Below are 24,745 nucleotides of genomic sequence, written 5' to 3' on the forward strand. Positions count from 1 at the left end.
TTATGACAAAATGACCCGTGAAGGTGTGACACGAACCGAGGGACAGGGGGAGACGAAGGTTCAGCGTGGCGGCCCGCCGTCCGGGGCGGAGTGAGTGTCGGGCCCCCTCCTTGCCCCTCCCCCGGCTTACCCTCCGCCCGTGTTCAACGTCACGGGGATCCTCAAGCGGCTGGTGATCGGCCGGGCCATGCGCAGCGAAGAGCTGCACGAGACGCTGCTGCCCAAACGGCTCGCCCTGCCGATCTTCGCCTCGGACCCGCTGTCCTCGGTGGCGTACGCGACCCAGGAGATCCTGCTGGTCCTCACCCTGGGCGGCCTCGCCTACGTGCACTTCACCCCGTGGATCGCGGCCGCGGTCGTGGCGCTGATGACGGTCGTGGTGCTGTCGTACCGCCAGGTGGTGCACGCCTACCCGAGCGGCGGCGGCTCGTACGAGGTGGTGTCGACGAATCTCGGCCCGACCGCCGGACTGGTCGTCGCCGCCTCGCTCCTCGTCGACTACGTCATGACGGTGGCCGTCTCGGTCGCCTCCGGCGTCGACAACATCATCTCCGCCGTCCCACGCCTCGCCGACCACCGTGTCCTGATGGCGATCGGCTTCGTGGCGGTCCTGACAGCGATGAACCTGCGGGGCGTCCGGGAGTCGGGACGCGCCTTCGCCGCACCGACGTACCTCTTCATCAGCGGCGTGCTCATCATGGTGGTCACAGGCCTGATCCGGTACGCCCTGGGGGACGCGCCGGTCGCCGAGAGCGCCGGGTACGGGGTCACGCCGGACCCTTCGGACGCGAACCTGACGGGCCTCGCCCTGCTGATGCTGGTCCTGCGCGCGTTCTCCTCCGGCTGTACGGCGCTGACAGGGGTGGAGGCCATCTCCAACGGCGTACCGGCCTTCCGCAAGCCCAAGTCGAGGAACGCGGCCGAGACACTGACCGCGATGGGCGCCCTCGCGATCGTCATGTTCGTGGGCGTCACCGCGCTGGCGCTGATCACCAAGGTGCGCATCACGGACGACGCGTGCCGGCTGACGGGGCTCACCGGCGACTGCGGCTCGTACACCCAGCGCACCGTCATCGCGCAGATCGCGGCGGCGGTCTTCGGCGGCGAGCACAGCGTCGGCTTCTACGTCATCCAGGCGGCGACCGCGCTGGTCCTGATCCTGGCGGCGAACACAGCCTTCAACGGCTTCCCGCTGCTCGCGTCCATCCTGGCGCAACACCGCTATCTTCCACACCAGTTGCACAACCGGGGCGACCGGCTCGCCTTCTCCAACGGCATCCTGGCGCTCGCGATCGTCGCGGCTTCGCTGCTGTGGGGCTTCAAGGCGAACGTCACCAGCCTCATCCACCTCTACATCCTTGGCGTGTTCACCGCCTTCACGCTCTCCCAACTGGGCATGGTCCGGCACTGGAACGGAGAGCTGCGCGTCGAACGCGACCCGCAACTGCGACGCCGCCATCACACCGCCCGCGTGATCAACGCACTCGGCTCGGTCGTCACCGGCCTGGTGCTGGTGATCGTGCTGGCCACCAAGTTCACGGAGGGCGCGTGGCTCGCCGTGCTCGCGGCGATCGTGCTGTGGGTGATGATGCGCGGTGTCCGACGCCACTACGACGCCACGTCGGCGGAGCTGGCGGTGACCGACCCGAAGAGTGAACTCACCCGACCCTCAAGGGTGTTGGGAATCGTACTGGTCTCCACCCTGCACAAGCCGACCCTCCGCGCCCTCGCCTACGCGCGCGCCTTCCGCCCCGACCTGCTGGAGGCCCTGACGGTCTCCGTCGACCGTGACGAGGCCGCGGCGCTGCTCAGGAGCTGGGAGGAGTACGGCATCGAGGTCCCCCTGAAGATCATCGACTCGCCGTACCGCGAGGTGACCCGGCCGGTCGTGGAGTACGTCCGCTCGATCCGCCGCGAGAGCCCGCGGGACATCGTCGCCGTCTTCATCCCCGAGTACGTCGTCGGACACTGGTGGGAGAACCTCCTGCACAACCAGTCGGCGCTGTGGCTGAAGAACCGGCTCCTGTTCACCCCGGGGGTCATGGTCACGAGCGTGCCATGGCAGCTGACGTCCTCGGCCCACGCCGACCGGCCCACGGCCAGGGCGCCGGGCTCCTTCCGGCGGGGCGAGCCGCAGGGACCGGGGCCCCGGGCAGGCAGCCGGCACCGCTAGCACGCCCGCGGCGGAGCTCGGGCCGGCGCAGCTCTGTTCGGAGGACCCCGGTTCAGTGGAACTCGGCGAGCCTCGGACGCAGCCCCAGCAGGATCAGCGCAGCCGCGCCGAGCAGCAGCCCGCACGTCCACGGGAGCGGTCCGCTCGCCTCGAATCGGCCCGCGCGGACCGCCGCCGTGAAGTGCCGCCGGTTGATGTCCGTCACCTTGTCCAGTGCCGTCATCCAGACCCCGAAGTGGGCGTTGGACGTGCCCGGCCCCCAGCCCATGCAGAACGCGACGGCCTCGCGCTCCCTGCCCTGCGCGACCAGTGCCCGGATCCTCCGGTCGTCGCGCTGGTAGACGGCGTACGCGTCCACCGTCCGCTCCGCCGCGGTCCGTTCGCCGGGGAAGGTGAGGTTGGTGAGCTCGCGCGCGAACTCACCGCCGAAGTCGAGGGTGTGGTGGTCCGCGCGGTACTCCTTCCAGGTCGCGCCGAGCCCGGAGTCGTACGAGTCGAGGGTCGCGCCCTTCATCCCGTACAACTGCTGCGACTTGGCGAGGAACGCCTGCGCGTACTGGTCGCGGCGCTCGGGGTCCAGCAGGTAGCGGCTCTCGTCGGCGTTCGCGTCGTAGGCGATGGCGCGGGCGCGGGAGAGCGCGACGACGGAGTCGAAGGCGTCGCGGCGGGCGCCGTGCAGCCGGTCGGCGGAGGCGGAGAGCGCCTGGCTGCCCAGGAGCACGGCGAGCAGCGCGCAGACGGTGGCGGCCAGCACGCCGGGGTTGAGGATCCGGTGGAGACGGCGGGCCAGGTACCACTGGAGGACGCCGAGGGCGGCGAGCAGCAGCGCGCCGAGCGCGAGGACGGCGGTGAGCTGGGCCGCGAGGGCCGAACGGGCCTGGTCGTACTGCCGGTCGAAGGCACTGTCGTTGGAGTCCACCAGCCTCCTCGCGCTCGGCAGGAGGTGGGCCTGGAGGAGATCGGTGGCCTCGCGGTAGTCGACGAGCGCGGCCGGTCTGCCGCCGACGCGGTCGTCGTTCTCGAGGGCCCTGCCGATCAGCTCCTGGTACTCGGCGAAGTCGTCGGTGAGCGACTCGACGGTGTGTTCGTCGGTGCGGTCGCCCTGGGCGGCGACGGCGAGGGCGCGCAGGTCGTGGCCGATCGCACGACGCGCGTCACCGTAGAAGCCGACCGCCTTCTCGTACGGCGTCGTCAGGCGCCCCTTGCCCCCGTCGCCGCCGGCCAGCAGGAGGTTGGCGGCCTGCGCGTCCATGTCGTTGAGGGCGAGGTTCAGGTCGGCGGCGCTGGTGGTGCGGGGTGCGTCGCGCCCCGCGACGGTGTCCCAGGTGCCGGTGGCGGCGAGCCCGGCCAACGCGAGCAGCAGGGCGAGGGCGACGGTCAGCAGGACGGTGGCGGTCCGCAGCAGCCGCAGCCGCGCGGGCAGGGTCGCCCAGAAGCGGCGATGCAGGGCCGTGCCAACTCTTCGGTGTGCGAGGCGAAGGGGGCGCCGGGGACTTCGGGGCCGCCTGGGGCGTCGGGGTCGCCTCGGCCGCGCACCGGCGCGCCGTGGCCGAGGTGCGCGGCCACCCCCGGAGGGGGCGGTCGCCGCGCGCGGTGGCGCTCCGGTGGTCCCGGCTCCCGCCGCAGGACTGAGCGTGGTCCCGGCTCCCGCCGCAGGACTGTGCGTGGTCCCGGCTCCCGCCGCACGACTGTGCGTGGTCTCGGCTCGCGCCGCAGGACTGTGCGTGGTACCGGCCGTGACAGCCACGAGCCCCTCCATCGGCACGCCACGGACGCTCGTCCGTGTCCCCCGTGCCGCGCCCAGTCTGCGACCGCTTCCGGCCACACACACCGGCCCTTGATGAGCCCCTGATGTCGCCCCGGACGACTTTGACGCGTCCTTGATGCCGTCGGCCGACCACGTGTGCGAAAAGCACGGCATTCTCGTCGGCGGGGGCCGGACAGGGGGTTGCCATCCCTGTGACCACACCACCGTGCCTCCACCGTCCCCCGTTCGCCGCAATGTCCACCCGCCCTGCCGCTTCCTCCCCCATTGCCCACAATCGGATCACAATGGACACCACGCCGGGCAGCACGTCAGGAGCACCCCGATGGCCACCACCGACCACGCCCGTACCAGAGGTACGACGGGTGCGAGCCGGCTGCGCGCGTGGATGCTCGAGGGACTGTCCGACATGGCCAGGACCCCGCAGGGCCCGCACGCCCTGCCGGAGCCCGTGCACCAGGGGCAGCGCTGGTGGCGGGTGATGTGCCTGACCGGCGTCGACTACTTCTCGACCCTGGGCTACCAGCCCGGCATCGCGGCCCTGGCCGCCGGACTCCTGTCGCCCGTCGCGACCATCGTCCTGGTCGTCGTCACCCTGGCGGGCGCACTGCCCGTCTACCGGCGGGTGGCCGAGGAGAGCCCGCGCGGCGAGGGCTCGATCGCGATGCTGGAGCGACTGCTGTCGTTCTGGCAGGGCAAGCTGTTCGTCCTGACCCTGCTGGGCTTCGCCGCCACCGACTTCCTGATCACCATCACCCTGTCGGCGGCCGACGCCTCCACCCACCTGATCGAGAACCCCCATCTCACCAGCACCCTGCACGACAAGCAGATGCTGATCACGCTCATCCTGGTGGCGCTGCTCGGCGCGGTGTTCCTCAAGGGATTCCTGGAGGCGATCGGCGTCGCCGTCGTCCTGGTGGGGATCTATCTCGCGCTCAACACCGTGGTCGTGATCGTGGGCCTGTGGCACGTGGCGACCGCCGAACATGTGATCACCGACTGGACCAGCGCCCTCACCACCGAACACGGAAACGCCTTCGCGATGGTCGGGGTCGCCCTCCTGGTCTTCCCTAAACTGGCCCTCGGCCTCTCCGGCTTCGAGACCGGCGTGGCCGTCATGCCGCACGTCCAGGGCGACGCCACCGACACCGACGAGAAGCCGGCCGGCCGCATCCGGGACACCAAGAAACTGCTGACCACCGCCGCCGTGATCATGAGCGTCTTCCTCATCCTCACCAGCTTCATCACCACGCTCCTCATCCCGGAGCAGGAGTTCAAGACCGGCGGCCAGGCCAACGGCCGCGCCCTCGCCTATCTCGCCCACCAGTACCTCGGCGGCGCCTTCGGCACGGTCTACGACGTGTCGACCATCGCCATCCTGTGGTTCGCCGGCGCCTCCGCCATGGCCGGGCTGCTCAACCTCATGCCCCGCTACCTCCCCCGCTACGGCATGGCCCCGCACTGGGCACGCGCCGTCCGCCCCATGGTGATCGTCTTCATCCTCATCGCGTTCCTGGTCACCTGGATCTTCGACGCGAACGTCGACGCACAGGGCGGCGCCTACGCCACCGGTGTCCTCGTCCTCATCAGCTCCGCCGCGATCGCCGTGACCATCGCCGCGCGCAAGGCCGGCCAGCGCAACTGGACCATCGCCTTCGCCGTCATCTCCGCGGTCTTCCTCTACACGACCGTCGTGAACGTCATCGAACGCCCCGACGGCGTCAAGATCGGCGCCTGCTTCATCGCCGGCATCATCCTCGTCTCGTTGCTCTCCCGGCTGGCCCGCGCCTTCGAACTGCGGGTCACCAGCGTGAGCCTGGACGACATGGCGGACCGGTTCGTACGCGACATAGCCAGCCGCCGGATCCGGTTCATCGCCAACGAACCCGACAACCGCGACAAGGCCGAGTACCGCGACAAGATCGAGCAGATCCGCGCCGACAACGACCTCCCCGCCCAGGAGGACTTCGTCTTCGTCGAGGTCACCGTCCTGGACCCCTCGGAGTTCGAGTCGGGCCTGACCGTACGCGGCGAGGTGCTCCACGGCCGCTACCGCGTCCTGACCCTGGAGTCCTCCTCCATCCCCAACGCCCTGGCCGCCCTGCTCCTGTACGTCCGCGACCGCACCGGCTGCACCCCGCACATCTACTTCGAGTGGACCGAGGGCGACCCCTTCACCAACTTCCTGCGCTTCTTCCTCTTCGGCCAGGGCGAGGTCGCCCCCGTCACCCGAGAGGTCCTGCGCGAGGCCGAACCCGACCGCTCCCGCCGACCGCGCGTACACGTCGGCTAAGCGCTCCTGTCAGTCCTCTTCCGCCGGGTAGTCCGCGCTCACCGTGAACCCGATGACCGTGCCTCCCCCGTCCCGCCGGAAGGCGAACGGCGCTCCGCCGTGGCCGGTGGCCACCTCGCGGACGATGGACAGGCCGAGCCCGGAACCGGGCAGGCTGCGGGCGTCGGCGGCACGGTAGAAGCGGTCGAAGACCCGGACGAGATCGCCCTCGGCCACGCCCGGACCCCGGTCGAGGACCTCGATCCGGACGCTGCCCGGAAGACCGCCGCCCGCCCCGACGCCGGGGCGTACCGGACCGGTGACCGCGATCTCGATCGGCGCCTTGCCCTCGCGGTCGAACTTGGCCGCGTTCTCCACCAGGTTGGACACCGCCCGCTGCAGTGCCGTGGGGCGGCCGTCGACCGTCGTGTCACCGCTCACCCGCACGATGATGCCCCGCCCGGTGCGGCGCCGCGTGGCGATCGCCACGTCCTCGGCGAGATCGGCCAGGTCGATCCGCTGCACGGGCTCGGTGTCGGACCGCCCGGCCGCGAGCGCCACCAGCTCGTTGACGAGGTCGGTCAGCTCACGGGACTCCTGGGCCAGGTCGGCGACCAGCTCCTCGCGGGCGTCGGGCGGCAGCTCGTCGATGCGACGCAGCATGGAGATGTTCGTACGCAGCGAGGTCAGCGGCGTACGCAGTTCATGGCCCGCGTCCTGGACCAGCCGGCGCTGGTCCTCCTCGGACTGGGCGAGCCGGCCGAGCATCCGGTCGAAGGAGCGGCCGAGGCGGGCCACCTCGTCGTATCCGGCCACCGGCACCTGGATGCCGAGCCGCCCGGTGCGCGCCACGTCCTCCGCGGCCCCGGCCAGCCGCACCAGCCGCCGGGTGATGCGCCGGGCCAGCCACCAGCCGAACAGCCCCGACGCGAGCACCACCGCCCCCACCAGCAGCACGGTCCGCTGCTGCAGCTCCTGCAGCAGATCCTCCGTGTCGCTGAACTGCTGGGCCACCTGCACCGCGCCCCGCCCGCCGCCGAGCGCGACGGTCGCCACCCGGTAGCGGTCGCCTGCGACGTCGACCTCCTTGTGCTCCACCCACTTGCCCGCGGTCGCGGTCTCGGCTGTCCGCCGGTCGGTGGCGGTGACGGGCAGCACGGGCCGCCCGCGGTCGGATATCACCCCGCCGCGCCCGAGCACCTGCACATCCGTACGGCTGGGCCGGATGATGTCGTCCAGCGGTCCGTCGTGGTCGGGATCGGACGACGAGAAGTCACCCGGGTCGAGCGGTGTCTCGCGCACCTGGCTGCGCAGGTCCTGCACGACCTCGGTGAAGACCGTCTGCTGATCCACCCGCACCAGCCGGGCGGCGGCGTCGTAACTCAGGAACCCGACGAGCACGGTGACCGCGGCGGCCACGGCGGCGAAGGACAGGGTGAAGGTGGCCCGCAGGGAGGACACCCGCCGGGGCCGCAGCCCCGTGAGCCATCCGGGGGGCACTCAGTCCTCCCTCAGCACATACCCCACGCCCCGGACGGTGTGGATCAGCGCCGGTGCCCCCGGCTCGTCGAGCTTGCGCCGCAGATACCCCACGTACACGGCGAGGTTCTTGGAACCTGGACCGAAGTCGTAGCCCCAGATGCGGTCGTAGATCGTGGCGTGGTCGAGGACGATACCCGTGTTGCGGACGAGCAGTTCGAGCAGCTCGAACTCGGTACGGGTGAGCTCCAGCTCGCGCTGCCCGCGCCAGGCGCGGCGCGCCTGGATGTCCATGCGCAGCCCGGCCGCGACGATCTGTCCCGACGCCTCCTTCGACGCGGACGCCGATGCCGATGCCGACGGCACCGCCGGTACGTCGGCGGGCGTGCCGTTCACCAGACCGGTGCGGCGGAGCAGGGCCCGCAGCCGGGCGAAGACCTCCTCCACGTCGAACGGCTTGACCACGTAGTCGTCGGCCCCGGCGTCCAGGCCCGCGATGCGGTCGGCGGTCTCGACCAGCGCGGTGAGCATCAGGATCGGCGTACGGTCCCCCTCCGCGCGCAGCACACGGCACACCTGCAACCCGTCGATACCGGGCATCATCACGTCCAGGACGAGGACGTCCGGTGGAGTGCGGTGGGCCTGGGCCAGCGCCTCCACGCCGTCGGCGACGGCCGTCACCGCGTAGCCCTCCAGCGTCAGCGCCCTTTCCAGGGCATGGCGGATGGCACGGTCGTCCTCGGCGAGCAGCACATTTTGGGGCACCCCACCAGTCTGCCAAGCCCCTGGCCGGGTACCACCTGGTGAGCGGTGGTGAGGGTGGGCTTCTTACCCGCCTCTCACCCGTCCTCGCGCGCGCCCCTTACCTCGCCCGGTCAGTGTGTCCCGTATGTCAGGACGGGCCGCGAACCCCCAGGCAGGGGTCCGGCCGGTGCGGAGGGGGTGGGCCGGAAGCGCACGACGGTGGCGGCCCACCCCCTCTTCCGGCCTTCCCCCCACCGCCTCTTCCGGCCCTGCCGCACTACGGCCGCAGCGCGGCGAGCTGCTGCTCGAAGGGCACGACGGTGAACCTGTCGGCCGAGTTGACGACCCCGTCGATAAGGCGCGGCGCGATGGCGGCAGCGGTGTCGGTGTCCACGGCCGCCGACGCGTCCCGCGTCGCCTCCGCCGCGGAAGCCCTCCGCACGGACCCCATACCTTCCATGAGCCTCCCCAGTTCTCCCGCCGCGCGGTCGATCCGCTCGGCCAGGCCTTCCGCGCCCCAGTCCTCCGAGGCCGCGTAGACCGCGGTCGGGACGACCACGGCACGCAGGTAGGCGAAGAGGGGACGCAGGGCGTGTTCGAGGACGAGGGAGTGGCGGGCGGAGCCGCCGGTCGCGGCGATCAGGACCGGCTTTCCGGTGAGCGCGTCCTGGTCCAGTACGTCGAAGAAGGACTTGAACAGGCCGCTGTAGGAGGCGGAGAACACCGGTGTGACCACGATCAGCCCGTCCGCGCCCGCCACCGCTTCCAGGGCCGCCGACAGCGCCCGCCCGGGAAAGCCGCTGGTGAAGTTGTGGGCGATCTCGACGGCCAGGTCGCGCAGTTCGACGATCTGGACGTCGACGGGCGTGTGCCGGTCCGTGGCGGCGGCCAGCCGGTCGGCCAGCAGCCGCGTGGACGAGGGGACACTCAGCCCCGCCGAGACGACGACGAGCTTCATGCGACGCTCACCTCCTGAGCCTTGAGCAGGGACTGGTGGGTCGGCGCGTCCGGCACATCGGCCGGGCGGCCCTTGGCGAACTCCTCACGCAGGACGGGTACGACCTCCTCGCCCAGCATGTCGATCTGCTCCAGCACGGTCTTCAGCGGCAGCCCGGCGTGGTCCACCAGGAACAGCTGGCGCTGGTAGTCACCGGCGTACTCGCGGAAGGACAGGGTCTTCTCGATGACCTCCTGCGGGGAGCCGACGGTCAGCGGGGTCTGGTCGGTGAACTCCTCCAGGGAGGGCCCGTGCCCGTAGACCGGCGCGTTGTCGAAGTACGGCCGGAACTCGCGCACCGCGTCCTGGGAGTTCTTCCGCATGAAGATCTGGCCGCCGAGCCCGACGATCGCCTGCTCGGGCGTGCCGTGCCCGTAGTGCGCGTACCGCTCCCGGTACAGCTCGACCATCCGCTTGGTGTGGTCGGCCGGCCAGAAGATGTTGTTGTGGAAGAACCCGTCTCCGTAGTACGCGGCCTGCTCGGCTATCTCGGGGGACCGGATCGACCCGTGCCACACGAACGGCGGCACTCCGTCCAGCGGACGCGGCGTCGAGGTGAACGACTGCAGCGGTGTGCGGAACTTGCCCTCCCACGTCACCACGTCCTCACGCCACAGCCGGCGCAGCAGCGCGTAGTTCTCCACGGCCAGGTTGATGCCCTGGCGGATGTCCTGCCCGAACCACGGATAGACCGGCCCGGTGTTCCCGCGCCCCATCATCAGATCCACCCGTCCGTCCGCCAGGTGCTGCAGCATCGCGAAGTCCTCGGCGATCTTCACCGGGTCGTTCGTCGTGATCAGCGTGGTGGACGTGGACAGGATCAGCCGCTCGGTCCGCGCGGCGACATAGCCGAGCATCGTGGTGGGCGACGACGGCACGAACGGCGGGTTGTGGTGCTCACCCGTCGCGAACACATCCAGCCCAACCTCCTCCGCCTTCTGCGCGATGGCGACCATCGCCTTGATCCGCTCGGCCTCGCTCGGCGTACGGCCGGTCGTCGGGTCCGGCGTCACATCGCCGACGCTGAAGATTCCGAACTGCATGGTCGCTCACCCTCCAGGTTGTTTACGATTCAACTATACCCGCAAACGAACCACCCCGCCCCGCTATTCCGCACACCCTCCGCCCCCCACTCCGTGCCCCCGACTCCTCACTCCCAGCTCCCCAGCTCCCCGGCTCCCCGGCTCCCCCGCTCCCCCGCTCCCCCGCTCCCCCGCTCCCCGGCTCCCGACTGTCAGTGCCCCGCCCTACGATCCCGTCATGGCCGCCCCACGCCGTGACACCCGAGGCATCGTCGACGCCGCGGAGCTCTTCGCGCGCGTACGCTTCCGCCGCCGCGAACCCGCCGAGCCGCTCCGCCCCTACCTCGAGCACTACTGGCTGATCGACTGGGACCTGCCCGAGCCGTACGCCTCCCAGGTGGTCCCGCACCCGTCCGTGAACATCGTCTTCCAGAGGTACGCGGGTCAGGACCCCCTCGGCTTCGGCGAGGTGGCCGGCATCGGCCTCGACCTGTTCACGCAGAAACTGGAGGGCCGGGGACGGGTGTGCGGGATCCAGTTCCGCCCGGGAGGCTTCCGTCCCTTCGCGCCGGAACGCGCCCTGACGTCACTCACGGGCGAGCGGATCCCCCTCCACACCGTGTTCCCCACGGTGGACGCCGCCACGATCCCCTCCGTCCTCGACCCCACCGACGAGGACGCCCGTGTGGCCGCGCTCGACGCGTTCCTCCTGGGTCTCGGCCCGCGCCCGGATCCCCAGGCCGACCTCGCCATGGCCCTGGTGGACCGGATCCGGGGCGACCGCGCCATCCGCCACGTCGGCGACTTCGCCCGCGCCGAGGGAATGACCGTACGAGCGCTGCAACGGCTCTTCGCCGCGTACGTCGGCGTCGGCCCGAAGTGGATCATCCTGCGCTACCGGATCCACGAGGCCCTGTCCCGCGCGGAGGCCTCCGGCCCGGTCGACTGGGCGGCCCTCGCCGCCGACCTCGGCTACGCCGACCAGGCCCACCTGATCCGCGACTTCACAGCGACGGTAGGAGTACCCCCCACCACCTACGCGACCACCACCTACGCGACCACCACCCACTGACCCGACTCCCCGCCCCCGCCGCCCCTACCCGCCCATCCCATCCCTGAGGCTCCGCCCCAGACCCCGACAGGATCCTTTCGGCTGCGGGCGGGGACTCGGCGCGCAGTTCCTCGCGGCCCCGCCCCGCATTCCCCACCTTTCCCGGTCCGCACGGTGACCCCCGTCCGTGCCCGTCCGCGTCGACTACGAACTGACCCTCTCGGCACAGGTCCTAGAACACGTACGAGTCCCCAGTGTCCAGCGCCAGCACCCGCTGCCGGTCGTTGCCGTGATTGCGGTCGACCGCGCCGCCGCCCCACACCGTGTCGATCTCCAGCATCACCTCCGACGGCGCCCCCCGCAGCCGTACCTTCAGCCGGATCCGGTCCCCCAGCCCGTCCGCCGCCAGCGGCCCCGTCCGGCACACCACCACCTGTTCGCCCGAACGCGCGCAGTCGCCCGGCAGCCGCTGCGCGTCCGCGAGCGGGGCGGACCAGCGCAGCCGGACCGTCGCGTCCTCGACGGCGCTCGGCCCGTGGTTCTGCGGGGTCAGCCGCAGATCGACGAGCCCGGCCGCCACGGTCACCGAGCCGTGATAGGCGAGATCGGCCTCAGGAACGAGGGCACCGACAGCCGGCGCCCCACCCACCGTCAGGACCGCCCCCGCACCCACCACACCCATGCTCCGCACCCACGCACTGATCCCCAACCTCATCCCCAACCTCATCCCCAACCGCATCGGCATCCGCATGACGTCGCTTCCTTCGCTCGGGGCCCGCACGCACTCACGTGATCACCCGATGTATGCCACCCCCGACCGTCGACAGGCGCCGTCCATCAGGTGACGGAAGCGGCGGACGCGGCCCGTGCGAGAGTGACGGGATGCTGATCGTCCGTTCCGCCGCCCTCTTCGTCGTCGCCGCGCTCTTCGAGATCGGCGGCGCCTGGCTGGTCTGGCAGGGCGTGCGCGAGCATCGCGGCTGGCTCTGGATCGGCGCGGGCGTCATGGCGCTCGGCGTCTACGGCTTCGTGGCGACGCTCCAGCCGGACGCCGAGTTCGGCCGCATCCTCGCCGCGTACGGCGGAGTGTTCGTGGCCGGCTCCCTCGTCTGGGGCATGGTCGCGGACGGCTACCGCCCCGACCGCTGGGACGTGACCGGCGCCCTGATCTGCCTCGCCGGAATGGCCGTGATCATGTACGCGCCGCGCGGCGGCAACTGAGCCCACGGCCCCGTCGGCGCCGGCCACCTGCCTATCCTGACGAGGACCGACCACACCACGTACGCCAGTCAGCCACGTCCTAGGAGCAGCCCATGACGTCCGCCGCGCCCTCCGCCCCCTCCCGCATCGCCGTCGTCACCGGCGCGAGCAGCGGCATCGGAGCGGCGACGGCCCGGCAGCTCGCCGCGGCCGGCTACCGCGTCGTACTGACCGCCCGCCGCAAGGACCGCATCGAGGCGCTGGCCGAGGAGATCAACGCGACGGGCCACCAGGCCACCGCGTACGCGCTGGACGTGACGGACCGCGCGGCGGTCGACGAGTTCGCCGGCGCCTTCAAGACGATCGGCGTCCTGGTCAACAACGCGGGCGGCGCGCTGGGCGCCGACCCGGTCGCGACCGGCGACCCCGCCGAGTGGCGCCAGATGTACGAGACGAACGTCATCGGCACACTGAACATCACCCAGGCCCTGCTCCCCGCCCTCACCGCGAGCGGCGACGGAACGGTCGTCGTCCTCTCCTCCACCGCGGGCCACGGCACGTACGAGGGCGGCGCCGGCTATGTCGCCGCCAAGCACGCCGAACACGTCCTCGCCGAGACCCTCCGCCTGGAGATCGTCGGGACGCCGGTCCGGGTCATCGAGGTCGCGCCGGGCATGGTCAAGACGGACGAGTTCGCGCTGACCCGCTTCGGCGGCGACACGGAGAAGGCGGCCAAGGTCTACGCGGGCGTCGCCGAGCCGCTGACCGCCGACGACGTCGCCGACACCATCACCTGGGCCGTCACCCGCCCCAGCCACGTCAACATCGACCTCCTCGTCGTACGCCCCCGCGCCCAGGCGTCGAACACCAAGGTCCACCGCGAACTGTGATGCCGGACGGGATGCCGAGCGAGACGTCGGGCGAGACGTCGGGCGAGACGTCGGGCGAGACGCTGATCGAGCCCTCCGCGGAGCGCCGCCACCTGGCCGCGGAGAAGAAGAACCAGCGCTACGTCTGGTGGTACCTCGCCTACTTCCTCTTCGGCATCCACATCGTGGCCTTCGTCATGATCTACGCGGTGACTCACGCGAAGTGATCGCGGCAGCCGTACGTCCGCCGTACGCTGCCGCGATGTGAACGGACACGACGCGAACAGACACATACCCTTCGCCCGCCTGCACAACTTCCGCGACCTGGGCGGATACACCACCGCGGACGGCCGCACGGTCCGCCGGTCCCGCCTGTACCGCGCGGACTCGCTCGGCAAACTGGCCCCCGGGACGCAGGACTGGGATCTCTTCCTCACCCTCGGCATCCGCACGGTCGTGGACCTCCGCTACCCCTGGGAGATCGAGGCGAAGGGGCGGGTCCCCCAGCACCCCTCCCTCACGTACCACAACCAGAGCATCGAGCACCGCCCGTACGACCAGGCGGCACTGCCCCCTTCCGTCGCCCCCGGCCCCTACCTGGCGGCCCGCTACGCGGAGGTCGCCGAGGACGGCACGAAGGAAATCCGCGAGACGCTGAGCCTGATCGCGGAGGCGGCCGAGTCGGACACACCTCTGGTCTTCCACTGCGCCTCGGGCAAGGACCGCACAGGCCTCGTGGCAGCCCTCGTCCTGTCCCTCCTCGGCGTCCCGGACCGGACGATCACCGAGGACTTCACCCTCACGGAACGGGCCACCCCCCTCCTGGTGGCGGACTGGCGCACCGACAACCCCGACCGCGAACTGGTGTGGCCGGCCTACGGCACGGCCCCCGCCGAGATCATGACCGGATTCCTGTCGGACCTGAAGTCCCGCTACGGCTCAGTCGAGTCCTACGTCACCGAGACCCTGGGCCTGCCTCCCACCTTCGTACCGGCCCTCCGCACCCACCTCCTCGGACCCTCCTCCCCCCTCACCTTCCACCGGGCGACCGAGACGGACATCCCCACCCTGGTCCGTCTCCGCGACGATGCGGCCCGCTGGCAGATCGCCCACGGCATCGACCAGTGGAAGCCGGGCCAGCTCACCGAACCCCACTTCCGCACCCGCATCGCGGAGGGCGAGGTCTGGCTGGCCCTCCTGGACGACCAGGTGGCGGGCGCCTGGGAACTCTGGTGGGACGACCCGGCGGCCTGGGGCCCCCAACCGCCCACCGCCGCCTACATCCACCGCCTGATGACCGACCGCCGGGTGGCCCCGCCCGGCACCGGCCGCCACCTGCTCGCGGAAGCGGAACGCCGCATCGCCGCCACGGGCCGCCCTCTCTCCCGCCTGGACTGCCTCTCCACCAACCCCCGCCTGCGGGAGTACTACCAGGCAGCGGGCTACACGGTCATGGGCGAACAGACCGCCAAGGACGGCGGCCTGGGCAACCCATACGCGGTGACCCTCCTGGAGAAACGCCTCCGTTAACTCACAAGGGTGAACTGCATAGATCACCCATACGACACCAGAACTCCCGATCTAGGCTCGCGCCACAACATCAAACACGACGGCCCCCGGCCGGGACTGCCATCCCGACCGAGGGCCTGACCACCAAGGAAGGCGGACTTCCCTGTGGCTGAACGCGAGCCTAACGCGCGCCAATTCACACTGGACGACTCCCTCGGCGTCGATACGACGAGGTTCATGGACCTCGAAGACCCCAACTACGCCTACATGTTCGGCTTCTTGCAGGCCGACGGACATCTCTCCCAGCAGTCAAGGCAGCGAGGGCGACTGACCGTAGAGATCAACGCACGGGACATCGACCTCTTGCGCCAGTTCCAGGGGCTGACGCCGTACAACAGCAGCATTACCGAACGCACCCGGTCCACGAACTTCGCCGAGACCCACCACTCAGCGACCTGGACCCTGTGCTCGCTCGAAGCCAGGACCCTGCTCAACGACCTCGGCCTGCCTTACGGCCGCAAGTCCAAGACGATCACCCCGCCGCGCGGGAAGTTCTCGCGGCGCGACTACCTGCGCGGGGTCATCGATGCGGACGGCTCTGTCGGATACACCAAGCAGGGCTGGCCTTTCATCGCCCTCACCACGGCGAGCACCGCAATCGGCGCCTACCTGTGCTTCTACGCAGGAAAGCTCACAGGAGCCGAGCGAACCTTGAAGCGCAACGCCCGAGACGGTATCTACAACATCCTCTACACGAAGGAGAACGCCCAGGAGCTGGCAGCTGACCTCTACTACAAAGACTGCTTGTCCCTGCAACGTAAGAAGAATGCAGCCGAATCACTGGGCGCGTGGGTCCGGCCGGCGAACATGCGGGTCGCACCTGACCGCCGCCGCTGGATGGCGCGGGAGGACCGCGTACTGCTGCAACTGAACGACGATGCCGCGGCAGCCAAGGAACTCGGCCGAACCCAAAAGAGCTGCTACGTCCGCCTCTGGCGCCTGCGGACCGGTAAGGTCCCCCTGCCGACCGACGAATGACCAGCTGAGCGAGGCCCCCGGTTCCCTGCCCGGGGGCCTCGCGCGTCAGCCCTTCACACAGATGAACTGCTTCAGTTTCGCCTCGACTTCAACGAGATCGCGCTGCTGCTCCATCACCTGGTCGATGTTCTTGTAGGCCCCCGGAATCTCGTCCAGCACGCCGGAGTCCTTGCGACACTCGACACCCCGCGTCTGCTCCTCCAGGTCCTTCGTCGTGAAACGGCGCTTCGCAGCGTTCCGGCTCATGCGCCGACCCGCTCCATGGGATGCCGAGTTGAAAGCCTTCTCATTGCCGAGCCCCTTCACGATGTACGAGCTGGTGCCCATGGAGCCCGGAATGATCCCGTACTCACCGGAGCCCGCCCGGATCGCGCCCTTGCGGGTAACCAGCAGGTCCATGCCCTCGTACCGCTCCGTCGCCACGTAATTGTGGTGGCAGGAAATCTCCGTCTCAAAGGTCGGCTTCGCCTTCTTGAACTCCTTGCGGATCACATCCTTGAGGAGCGCCATCATGATCGTCCGGTTGTACTTGGCATACTCTTGGGCCCAGTACAGATCGTTCCTGTACGCCGCCATCTGCGGAGTATCCGAGACGAACACTGCCAGGTCACGGTCGACCAAACCCTGATTGTGCGGGAGCTTCTGGGCGACACCGATGTGGTACTCGGCCAGCTCCTTGCCGATGTTCCGGGAGCCGGAGTGCAGCATCAGCCAGACCGAACCTGACTGGTCAAGACAGATTTCGATCATGTGATTTCCGGATCCGAGCGTCCCCATCTGCTTAATCGCACGCTCCTGTCGGAATTTGACCGCTTCGGCAACCCCATCGAACCGCCCCCAAAAGTCGTCCCACCCCCCGGTGGCCAACCCATGGAACCGCCCCGGCTCGACCGGTGAGTCATGCATCCCCCGCCCCACCGGAATCGCCTCCTCGATCTTCGACCGAAGCCGCGAAAGATCCCCCGGCAGATCATTTGCAGTCAGCGAGGTCTTGACGGCGGACATCCCGCACCCGATATCGACCCCCACCGCCGCAGGACACACCGCATCCCGCATCGCAATGACCGACCCGACCGTCGCGCCCTTGCCGTAGTGGACGTCAGGCATGACGGCGAGCCCCTTGATCCACGGGAGCGTGGCCACGTTCTGGAGCTGGCGCAGGGCCACGTCCTCGACCGACGCCGGGTCCGTCCACATGCGGATGGGCACCTTCGCGCCCGGTATCTCTACGTACGACATACCATCCTCATTCCCCCGAAAGGCGACAAAAGCCATAGAGCGCAAAACCGGCGCCAAGGTCGACGTATGGGACAACGGACCGGCGTTCACGGCTGTGCGTGCGATACACATTGTCTCCAGGGGCCGCCCCCACGCGGCAACCGAATAACCAGGAACAATCCCAGGACAGCACCACAGGGCATCCCGGCCGCAGGCCTCGGGAACCGTCGAGAGGAGCCTGACCGTGCAGCGGAAGGCATACGTCCCCGGCATCGCCGTGCTCCTCGCGGCGGGGCTGGCCGCCTGCACCGGAGGTTCGGGAAGCGACGGCACGGCGGCCGACCCCAAGCCGGGCGACCTCAGCGTGAGCACCCCGGCCGCCCAGCCGGGCAAGTACCGCACGCTCCCGGAGGCCTGCGCCGCCGTGAGCCACGACAGCCTCGACTCCCTGCTGCCCGGCATCAAGCAGATCACCGACCAGAACCAGCGCGACAAGGCGTACGAGGGCCAGGCCACCCTCACCTACGACACCGACCGCCGCGTCGGCTGCGGCTGGAAGGTGGCTTCCACGGACGCCACCGACCACCTCCTCGTCGACTTCGAGCGCGTGGTCTCGTACGACAACGCGGTGAGCGACGACTCCCGCGCCCAGGACGTCTACGCGACCGAGGAGACCGCGGCGAACCTCCCCGCACCCTCCGATTCGGCCACGCCGTCCGACACCGGCACCCCCACCGCCACCTCCTCGGCCACCCCCTCCACCTCCGCATCCCCCTCCGCCTCGGCCTCGGCCTCCGCCGGCGCGAGCGAGCCCCCCGCCGACCTCCAGCCCCGCAAGCTCAGCGACCTGGGCGACGAGGCGTTCCTCAACGACAAGCTCAACTCCGCCTCCTCGACGGCCCAGCAACGCACGGTGACTGTGGTCTTCCGCACGTCCAACGTGATCGTGAGGATCGAGTACGCCGAGCAGCCGACGGCTTCCAGCGGCACCCCGGACAGCAAGGAAATGCAGGACAGGGCCCGGAATCTGGCACAGAAGCTCGTCGACCGGCTCAACGACTGACGGGGCCGCCGGGACGCGGGGGCACCCCACGCGAACCCCTCGAACCGGAAACGCATCGCTGCCTCACCGCGTACCGTGGCCCCTCGGACCCGACCGGTCGCACCTGCCATGTGCGGTCGCACCACGAGCGCCACGAGTGAAGGAACCATGCACCGACCAGCACAGCGAGTAGGCCGAGCCCCCCGACTCACCCGCATCCTTGTCAGCGCAGCCGCCATCCCGGTGGTACTCGCCGCCGCCGGCTGTTCCTCGGACTCCGGCTCCGGCTCCGGATCGGGTTCGAGCGCCGACAACGCCGCCCAGAAGAGCTCCGCCGCGACCTCGTCCGCGTCCCCGGACACCTCCGCGGGCACCGTCAAGCCCGCCGCGTACACGACGCTGCCGACCCCCTGCTCGATGTTCTCGAAGAAGACACTGGGCGAACTCGTCCCGAAGGGCCTGAAGTCGGCCAAGTCGGGCAAGTCGGACGAGGCGAAGGACCGCAGCAGCTGCTCCTGGAACAGCCTCGACAACAAGGGCGTCAAGGGCTCCCAGTTCCGCTGGCTGAACGTCTCCCTGCTGCGGTTCGACTCGGACGCGACCCGCGGCGAGGGCAACCAGCTCGCACAGACCTACTACGACAAGCAGGTCAAGGAAGCGCAGACGGTGGCCGGCGCGACGGGCGCCCGGTCGGAGCCGGCCTCCGGGATCGGCGACGCGTCGACGGCTGTGCGCTACGACCTGAAGAAGAAGGAAGGCTCCTTCAAGCAGCAGACGGTCGTGACGCGCGTCGAGAACGTCGTCATCACGCTCGACTACAACGGCGCCGGTCTCGCGGGGGACAAGGCTCCGAGCGCGGACGATCTGACGAAGGCCGCGGAGAAGGCCTCCAAGGAGGCGGTGGCCGCGGTGGCTTCCGCGAACCAGGACGGCGGCCGCGCGACCACCGCCCCGTCGCAGTCGGCCTCCCCCTCCAAGTCCGCCTCCAAGTCCGCGAGCCCCTCCAAGTCGGCTTCCCCGTCGACGTCGGCCAGCTCCAAGCCCTCGGCTTCGGCGTCGGCCACCAAGAAGAACTGACATTCGAGAAGTACTGACATTCAACGGGCATCGTCGCGCAACTCGCCTGCCCAGCAGGGCATTTGACGGAGCCCGGTCCCCACGCAGACCGGGCTCCTGCCATACCGGCCACCCGTGGGCCGTACACATGTGCCACCCTGTTGCGCGCAACAACACGCAAGGGGAGGGGAGTACGGGTGGCCGCGCCAATCCAGCTCACACGAATGCACCGGATTCTCATCGGCGTGGTCGTCGCCGGTGCGCTCGTCATCGCGGGGATCGGCTTCGCCGGTTCCTACGCGGCCGTGCGCGAGCTCGCTCTCAAGAAGGGCTTCGGGAACTTCGCGTACGTCTTCCCGATCGGCATCGACGCGGGCATCTGTGTGCTGCTCGCCCTCGACCTCCTGCTGACGTGGATCCGCATCCCCTTCCCGCTGCTGCGCCAGACGGCGTGGCTGCTGACGGTCGCGACGATCGCCTTCAACGGCGCGGCGGCCTGGCCGGACCCGCTGGGCGTCGGCATGCACGCCGTCATCCCGATCCTGTTCGTGGTCTCCGTCGAGGCGGCCCGGCACGCGACCGGCCGGATCGCGGACATCACCGCCGACAAGCACATGGAAGGCGTCCGCCTCACCCGCTGGATGCTCTCCCCGCTCCCCACCTTCCTCCTGTGGCGCCGTATGAAGCTGTGGGAGCTGCGCTCCTACGAGCAGGTCATCAAGCTGGAGCAGGAACGTCTCGTCTACCAGGCCCGCCTGCGCTCCCGCTTCGGCCGCGCCTGGCGCCGCAAGGCCCCGGTGGAGTCGTTGATGCCGCTGCGCCTGGCCCGCTACGGCGTCCCGCTCGCCGAGACCGCCCCCTCCGGCCTGGCGGCGGCGGGCATCGAGCCGGCCCTGCTGCCTCCGGCGCCGGTACAGGTGGTGGCGCCCGCCCCGGTTCCGGCGGCCCCCGAGCACCGGGAGCTGGAGTCCTCCCCGGCTCCCGCGCGGCAGTCCCAGCCGCCGTACGCACAGGAGGCACAGGCTCCGGAGCCGGACTCCAGCCCCTGGTTCGCCTCCCCCGCTCCGCAGGAGACCGTCTACGAGGGCGGCTACGACCCGGAGTACGTCCCCGAGGAGCAGTACCAGCAGTGGTACGAGGAGCAGCAGGCGCAGGCGTACGAGCCCGGCCCCGAGGAGACGGGCACCTTCCCGATCCCGGCGGGCCCCGGCCGCACGCGCCAGCTGGGTGAGGGCGTCGCCCAGGAGCAGCAGGAGTACCAGGAGCAGCTGCCCATCCCCGCCCCGCGGGAGGAGCAGTCGCCGCTCTCCGACGAGAAGGCCCGCGAGGAGAGCCTCTACCAGGTGTTCCGCCAGTCGATCATGCCCGGCCAGGGCTTGCCCACGAAGGGTGAGTTCGGCGGCAACGTCGAGGCCACGTACGGCGTCACGCTCACCGACAGCGAGCTGAGGCGCTATATGAGCCGATTCCAGAACCGTTTCAACACGGAACTGGAGGAGGACCACATCGCGTAGGCACAGACCCGCGTACGAGGAGGGGGCGCCCGGTGATCACCGGGCGCCCCCTCCTCGTACGGCCGAAGGCCCTACACGCCGAGCAGCTTGCGCACCCGGTCCTGTCCCACCGCGAGCAGCAGCGTGGGCAGGCGCGGACCGGTGTCACGCCCGACCAGCAGGTGGTACAGCAGGGCGAAGAACGTGCGCTGGGCGACCTTGATCTCCGGCGGGAGCTCCTTGGCGGTGGCGTCGGCGGGGAAGCCGGCCTGGACCTTGGGGACGCCGTAGACGAGGTGGGTGAGGCCGTCGAGGGACCAGTTGCGCTCCAGCCCGTCGAGGAGCAGTCGCAGCGACTCGCGGCCCTGGTCGTCGAGCGACTTGAGTAGGTCGACGTCGGGCTCGTCGCGCACGACGGTGCGCTCCTCGGCCGGCACCTGGGTGTTGATCCAGGTCTCGGCCTTGTCGAGGCGGGGCCGGACCTCGTCCAGGGAGGCGAGCGGGTTCTCGGGGTCGAGCTCGCTCAGGATCCGCAGGGTCTGGTCCTCGGCGCCTGCGGTGATGTCGGCGACGGAGGCGAGGGTGCGGTACGGCATCGGGCGGGGGGTCTTGGGTAGCTCCCCGGCGGCGGTGCCCACCGCGCGCGCGTACGCGGCGGCGTCGGCCGGGAGGACCGGGCCTTCGGCGACCTTGCCCGCGAGCTTGTCCCACTCGTCGTACAGCCGCTGGATCTCCTGGTCGAAGGCGATCTTGAAGGACTGGTTGGGGCGGCGGCGGGCGTACAGCCAGCGCAGCAGCTGGGGCTCCATGATCTGGAGCGCGTCGGCCGGGGTGGGCACCCCGCCCTTGCTGCTGGACATCTTGGCCATGCCGGAGATGCCGACGAACGCGTACATGGGCCCGATCGGCTGCTTGCCGCCGAAGATGCCCACGATCTGGCCGCCCACCTGGAAGGAGGACCCCGGAGAGGAGTGGTCGACCCCGCTCGGCTCGAAGACGACACCCTCGTAGGCCCAGCGCATGGGCCAGTCGACCTTCCAGACCAGCTTGCCGCGGTTGAACTCGCTCAGCCGGACGGTCTCGGAGAAGCCGCAGGCGGAGCAAGTGTACGCCAGCTCGGTGGTCTCGTCGTCGTACGAGGTGACGGTGGTGAGGTCCTTCTCGCACTGCCCGCAGTAGGGCTTGTACGGGTAGTACCCGGCGGCCGAGCTGCCGTCCTCCTCGGCTGCGGCCCCGGACCCCTCGGCGGCTTCGAGCTCGGCCTCGTCGACCGGCTTCTGGCCCTGCTGCTTCTTCGCGGGGCCCTTCTTGGTCCGGTACTGCTCGAGGATCGCGTCGATGTCACCGCGGTGCTTCATCGCGAACAGCACCTGGTCGCGGTAGACACCGGAGGTGTACTGCTCGGTCTGGCTGATCCCGTCGTACTCGACGCCGAGCTCGGCCAGCGCCTCGACCATCGCGGCCTTGAAGTGCTCGGCCCAGTTCGGGTACTCCGAGCCCTTGGGCGCCGGGACGGAGGTCAGCGGCTTGCCGATGTGCTCGGCCCAGGAGTCGTCGATGCCGGGGATGCCGACCGGGACCTTGCGGTAGCGGTCGTAGTCGTCCCAGGAGAGCAGGTGGCGCACGGTGTGCCCGCGGCGGCGGATCTCGTCGGCGACCAGGTGCGGGGTCATGACCTCGCGGAGGTTGCCGAGGTGGATCGGACCCGAGGGGGAGAGCCCGGACGCGACGACCACAGGTTTGCCCGGGGCCCGACGCTCCGATTCCTCGATGACCTCATCCGCGAAACGGGAGACCCAGTCGGTGGTCTCGGTGCTCTGAGCCACGATCGGCACGTCCTTCTTTCTCATACGCCAGTACGGCTGACGGGACCATTCTCCCAGCTGGGGCGTGAACCGCGAAAACGGCTTTTCAGTGCATGGGATACTGGGGTTTCGTAGCTGTCACAGCTGTCGAACCTCCGGAACCCGAGCAGAACGGCACCCACTCCATGGCCTCGGTCACGTCCCTCACCGCCTCCGTCCACCAGCGCCTCGCGGACGCCCTCTCGGCAGCCCTGCCGGAGGCCGGTTCCGCGGACCCGCTGCTGCGACGAAGCGACCGGGCCGACTTCCAGGCCAACGGGATCCTGGCCCTCGCCAAGAAGGCGAAGGCGAACCCGAGAGAGCTGGCGACGCAGGTCGTGGCACGGGTCGAGTCGGGTGACGTGATCAAGGACGTCGAGGTCTCCGGGCCCGGCTTCCTGAACATCACGATCACCGACCAGGCCATCACCGAGAACCTGGCGGCGCGCTACGAGGACGGCGAGCGCCTCGGCGTGCCGCTCGCGAAGAACCCGGGCACCACGGTCATCGACTACGCGCAGCCGAACGTGGCGAAGGAGATGCACGTCGGTCACCTGCGCTCGGCGGTCATCGGCGACGCGGTGGTCCAGATCCTGGAGTTCACCGGCGAGAGCGTGGTCCGGCGCCATCACATCGGCGACTGGGGGACCCAGTTCGGCATGCTCATCCAGTACCTGATCGAGCACCCGCACGAGCTGGACCACAAGGGCGCGGCGGAGGTCTCCGGCGAGGAGGCCATGTCGAACCTGAACCGGCTCTACAAGGCGGCGCGGACGCTCTTCGACTCCGACGAGGAGTTCAAGACGCGGGCGCGGCGCCGGGTGGTCGACCTCCAGGCGGGCGAGCCCGAGACCCTCGCCATGTGGCAGAAGTTCGTGGACGAGTCGAAGATCTACTTCTACTCGGTCTTCGACAAGCTGGACATGGAGATCCGGGACCCGGACGTGGTCGGCGAGTCGGGCTATAACGACATGCTGGACGAGACCTGCCGCCTCCTGGAGGAGTCGGGTGTGGCGGTCCGCTCCGACGGCGCGCTGTGTGTGTTCTTCGACGACGTGAAGGGCCCGGACGGCAACCCGGTCCCGCTGATCGTGAAGAAGTCGGACGGCGGCTACGGCTACGCGGCGACCGACCTCTCGGCGATCAGGGACCGCGTCTTCAACCTGAAGGCGAACAACCTCGTCTACGTGGTGGACGCCCGCCAGTCCCTGCACTTCAAGATGGTCTTCGAGACCGCGCGCAGGGCGGGCTGGCTGGGCGAGGACGTGCAGGCGCAGCAGCTGGCCTTCGGCACGGTGCTGGGCAAGGACGGCAAGCCGTTCAAGACGCGTGAGGGCGAGACGGTCCGGCTGGTCGACCTCCTGGACGAGGCGATCGACCGCGCCACCGCCGTCGTGCGGGAGAAGGCCGAGAAGGTGGGCCTGAGCGAGCAGGAGATCGTGGAGAACGGCCGGTACGTCGGTATCGGTGCCGTGAAGTACGCGGACCTGTCCACCTCCGCCGTCCGGGACTACAAGTTCGACCTGGACCAGATGGTGTCGCTGAACGGCGACACGTCCGTGTACCTCCAGTACGCGTACGCCCGTATCCGGTCGATCTTCGGCAAGGCCGGCGACCGTACGCCGCTGGCTCATCCGGAGCTCGAACTGGCCCCGGCGGAGCGGGCGTTGGGTCTGCACCTGGACCGGTTCGGGGAGACGCTGGACGAGGTCGCCGGCGAGTACGCCCCGCACAAGCTGGCGGCGTACCTGTACCAGCTGGCGTCGCTCTTCACGACGTTCTACGACCAGTGCCCGGTCATCAAGCCGGCGCCGGCGCAGGAGGTCGCGGAGAACCGCCTCTTCCTCTGCGACCTCGCCGCTCGCACGTTGCACCAGGGCATGGCGCTGCTGGGCATCAGGACGCCCGAGCGCCTCTGATCTCCCGCAGGTCGCCGATCCCGTAGTACCCGCTCCGTACCCGTAGTACCTGCT

The 24,745-nt window shown here is 69.9% G+C and carries 20 protein-coding genes; 12 read left to right on the top strand and 8 right to left on the bottom strand.

What is annotated here, in order from left to right:
- Positions 1–139 precede the first annotated feature (139 nt).
- A complete protein-coding gene (locus OG819_RS10180; RefSeq protein ID WP_266649021.1) occupies positions 140–2,173 on the top strand; it encodes an APC family permease in 2,034 nt (677 codons plus the stop codon).
- 52 nt (positions 2,174–2,225) lie between these two features.
- On the opposite strand, the gene OG819_RS10185 is transcribed toward OG819_RS10180, so the two are convergent.
- A complete protein-coding gene (locus OG819_RS10185; protein WP_266649023.1) occupies positions 2,226–3,920 on the bottom strand; it encodes a hypothetical protein in 1,695 nt (564 codons plus the stop codon).
- A 343-nt stretch (positions 3,921–4,263) separates the two neighbouring features.
- Here OG819_RS10185 and OG819_RS10190 point away from each other — a divergent pair, with 343 nt between their 5' ends.
- Complete coding sequence (locus tag OG819_RS10190) at positions 4,264–6,231, top strand: amino acid transporter (protein ID WP_266627337.1); 1,968 nt, start codon at positions 4,264–4,266, stop codon at positions 6,229–6,231.
- Positions 6,232–6,240: 9 nt separating this feature from the next.
- Here OG819_RS10190 and OG819_RS10195 read toward each other — a convergent pair whose 3' ends face one another.
- From OG819_RS10195 to OG819_RS10210, 4 genes are all read right to left on the bottom strand, one after another.
- Complete coding sequence (locus OG819_RS10195; protein ID WP_266627336.1) at positions 6,241–7,710, bottom strand: HAMP domain-containing sensor histidine kinase; 1,470 nt, start codon at positions 7,708–7,710, stop codon at positions 6,241–6,243.
- Positions 7,711–8,454: a response regulator transcription factor gene (locus OG819_RS10200; RefSeq protein WP_266649024.1), complete on the bottom strand. Its 744-nt coding sequence runs from the start codon at positions 8,452–8,454 to the stop codon at positions 7,711–7,713.
- A gap of 256 nt (positions 8,455–8,710) precedes the next feature.
- Complete coding sequence (locus OG819_RS10205; RefSeq protein WP_266627333.1) at positions 8,711–9,391, bottom strand: FMN reductase; 681 nt, start codon at positions 9,389–9,391, stop codon at positions 8,711–8,713.
- The gene (locus OG819_RS10210; protein ID WP_266437657.1) at positions 9,388–10,473 is read right to left on the bottom strand and encodes an LLM class flavin-dependent oxidoreductase; all 1,086 of its coding nucleotides are present in this window, start codon (positions 10,471–10,473) and stop codon (positions 9,388–9,390) included. Before OG819_RS10210 ends, OG819_RS10205 begins: the two co-directional genes overlap by 4 nt.
- Positions 10,474–10,690: 217 nt before the next feature.
- On the opposite strand from OG819_RS10210, the gene OG819_RS10215 reads away from it, so the two are divergent.
- On the top strand, positions 10,691–11,524 hold the full coding sequence (locus OG819_RS10215) for a helix-turn-helix transcriptional regulator (RefSeq protein WP_266649025.1): 834 nt from the start codon (positions 10,691–10,693) through the stop codon (positions 11,522–11,524).
- A gap of 211 nt (positions 11,525–11,735) precedes the next feature.
- Here OG819_RS10215 and OG819_RS10220 read toward each other — a convergent pair whose 3' ends face one another.
- Entirely contained in the window at positions 11,736–12,185 is a 450-nt protein-coding gene (locus OG819_RS10220) for a hypothetical protein (RefSeq protein ID WP_266627329.1), read from the bottom strand.
- A 200-nt stretch (positions 12,186–12,385) separates the two neighbouring features.
- Between OG819_RS10220 and OG819_RS10225 the strand changes: the two genes are divergently transcribed.
- The 5 genes from OG819_RS10225 to OG819_RS10245 all read left to right on the top strand — a co-directional run bounded on the left by OG819_RS10225 (position 12,386) and on the right by OG819_RS10245 (position 16,119).
- A complete protein-coding gene (locus OG819_RS10225) occupies positions 12,386–12,724 on the top strand; it encodes a YnfA family protein (RefSeq protein ID WP_054228002.1) in 339 nt (112 codons plus the stop codon).
- A 92-nt stretch (positions 12,725–12,816) separates the two neighbouring features.
- Entirely contained in the window at positions 12,817–13,593 is a 777-nt protein-coding gene (locus OG819_RS10230) for an SDR family NAD(P)-dependent oxidoreductase (protein WP_266437665.1), read from the top strand.
- Positions 13,594–13,604: 11 nt separating this feature from the next.
- Positions 13,605–13,799 (top strand): hypothetical protein, encoded by a 195-nt coding sequence (locus tag OG819_RS10235; RefSeq protein ID WP_266649026.1) that lies wholly within the window; start codon positions 13,605–13,607, stop codon positions 13,797–13,799.
- Positions 13,800–13,836: 37 nt separating this feature from the next.
- Complete coding sequence (locus tag OG819_RS10240; protein WP_266649027.1) at positions 13,837–15,102, top strand: GNAT family N-acetyltransferase; 1,266 nt, start codon at positions 13,837–13,839, stop codon at positions 15,100–15,102.
- Positions 15,103–15,318: 216 nt separating this feature from the next.
- The gene (locus OG819_RS10245) at positions 15,319–16,119 is read left to right on the top strand and encodes a hypothetical protein (protein ID WP_266627318.1); all 801 of its coding nucleotides are present in this window, start codon (positions 15,319–15,321) and stop codon (positions 16,117–16,119) included.
- A gap of 45 nt (positions 16,120–16,164) precedes the next feature.
- Here the strand turns inward: OG819_RS10245 and OG819_RS10250 are convergent, their stop codons facing one another.
- The gene (locus OG819_RS10250) at positions 16,165–17,358 is read right to left on the bottom strand and encodes an RtcB family protein (RefSeq protein ID WP_266627316.1); all 1,194 of its coding nucleotides are present in this window, start codon (positions 17,356–17,358) and stop codon (positions 16,165–16,167) included.
- 223 nt (positions 17,359–17,581) lie between these two features.
- Between OG819_RS10250 and OG819_RS10255 the strand changes: the two genes are divergently transcribed.
- The 3 genes from OG819_RS10255 to OG819_RS10265 all read left to right on the top strand — a co-directional run bounded on the left by OG819_RS10255 (position 17,582) and on the right by OG819_RS10265 (position 20,949).
- Positions 17,582–18,400: a DUF3558 domain-containing protein gene (locus OG819_RS10255; protein ID WP_266649028.1), complete on the top strand. Its 819-nt coding sequence runs from the start codon at positions 17,582–17,584 to the stop codon at positions 18,398–18,400.
- A 147-nt stretch (positions 18,401–18,547) separates the two neighbouring features.
- Positions 18,548–19,456 carry a DUF3558 domain-containing protein gene (locus tag OG819_RS10260; RefSeq protein ID WP_266649029.1) on the top strand — a complete coding sequence of 303 codons (909 nt, stop codon included), beginning with the start codon at positions 18,548–18,550 and terminating at the stop codon, positions 19,454–19,456.
- 176 nt (positions 19,457–19,632) lie between these two features.
- A complete protein-coding gene (locus OG819_RS10265) occupies positions 19,633–20,949 on the top strand; it encodes a DUF2637 domain-containing protein (protein WP_266627310.1) in 1,317 nt (438 codons plus the stop codon).
- A gap of 71 nt (positions 20,950–21,020) precedes the next feature.
- On the opposite strand, the gene lysS is transcribed toward OG819_RS10265, so the two are convergent.
- Positions 21,021–22,763 (bottom strand): lysine--tRNA ligase, encoded by a 1,743-nt coding sequence (gene lysS / locus OG819_RS10270; RefSeq protein WP_266652648.1) that lies wholly within the window; start codon positions 22,761–22,763, stop codon positions 21,021–21,023.
- Between the two features lie 155 nt (positions 22,764–22,918).
- Between lysS and argS the strand changes: the two genes are divergently transcribed.
- On the top strand, positions 22,919–24,691 hold the full coding sequence (argS, locus tag OG819_RS10275; RefSeq protein WP_266627308.1) for an arginine--tRNA ligase: 1,773 nt from the start codon (positions 22,919–22,921) through the stop codon (positions 24,689–24,691).
- The last annotated feature ends 54 nt before the right edge of the window (positions 24,692–24,745 follow it).

The sequence above is a fragment of the Streptomyces sp. NBC_01549 genome, assembly GCF_026339955.1.
Taxonomy (GTDB): Bacteria; Actinomycetota; Actinomycetes; order Streptomycetales; family Streptomycetaceae; genus Streptomyces.

Bases quoted from the DNA above. Each gene is read 5' to 3' on its own strand.
- OG819_RS10245 (WP_266627318.1), top strand. From the start codon at position 15,319: ATGGACCTCGAAGACCCCAACTACGCCTACATGTTCGGCTTCTTGCAG.
- OG819_RS10220 (WP_266627329.1), bottom strand. From the start codon at position 12,185: ATGGGTGTGGTGGGTGCGGGGGCGGTCCTGACGGTGGGTGGGGCGCCG.
- OG819_RS10225 (WP_054228002.1), top strand. From the start codon at position 12,386: ATGCTGATCGTCCGTTCCGCCGCCCTCTTCGTCGTCGCCGCGCTCTTC.
- OG819_RS10210 (WP_266437657.1), bottom strand. From the start codon at position 10,473: ATGCAGTTCGGAATCTTCAGCGTCGGCGATGTGACGCCGGACCCGACG.
- OG819_RS10235 (WP_266649026.1), top strand. From the start codon at position 13,605: ATGCCGAGCGAGACGTCGGGCGAGACGTCGGGCGAGACGTCGGGCGAG.
- OG819_RS10190 (WP_266627337.1), top strand. From the start codon at position 4,264: ATGGCCACCACCGACCACGCCCGTACCAGAGGTACGACGGGTGCGAGC.
- OG819_RS10230 (WP_266437665.1), top strand. From the start codon at position 12,817: ATGACGTCCGCCGCGCCCTCCGCCCCCTCCCGCATCGCCGTCGTCACC.
- OG819_RS10250 (WP_266627316.1), bottom strand. From the start codon at position 17,358: ATGTCGTACGTAGAGATACCGGGCGCGAAGGTGCCCATCCGCATGTGG.
- OG819_RS10205 (WP_266627333.1), bottom strand. From the start codon at position 9,391: ATGAAGCTCGTCGTCGTCTCGGCGGGGCTGAGTGTCCCCTCGTCCACG.
- OG819_RS10260 (WP_266649029.1), top strand. From the start codon at position 18,548: ATGCACCGACCAGCACAGCGAGTAGGCCGAGCCCCCCGACTCACCCGC.
- argS (WP_266627308.1), top strand. From the start codon at position 22,919: ATGGCCTCGGTCACGTCCCTCACCGCCTCCGTCCACCAGCGCCTCGCG.
- OG819_RS10215 (WP_266649025.1), top strand. From the start codon at position 10,691: ATGGCCGCCCCACGCCGTGACACCCGAGGCATCGTCGACGCCGCGGAG.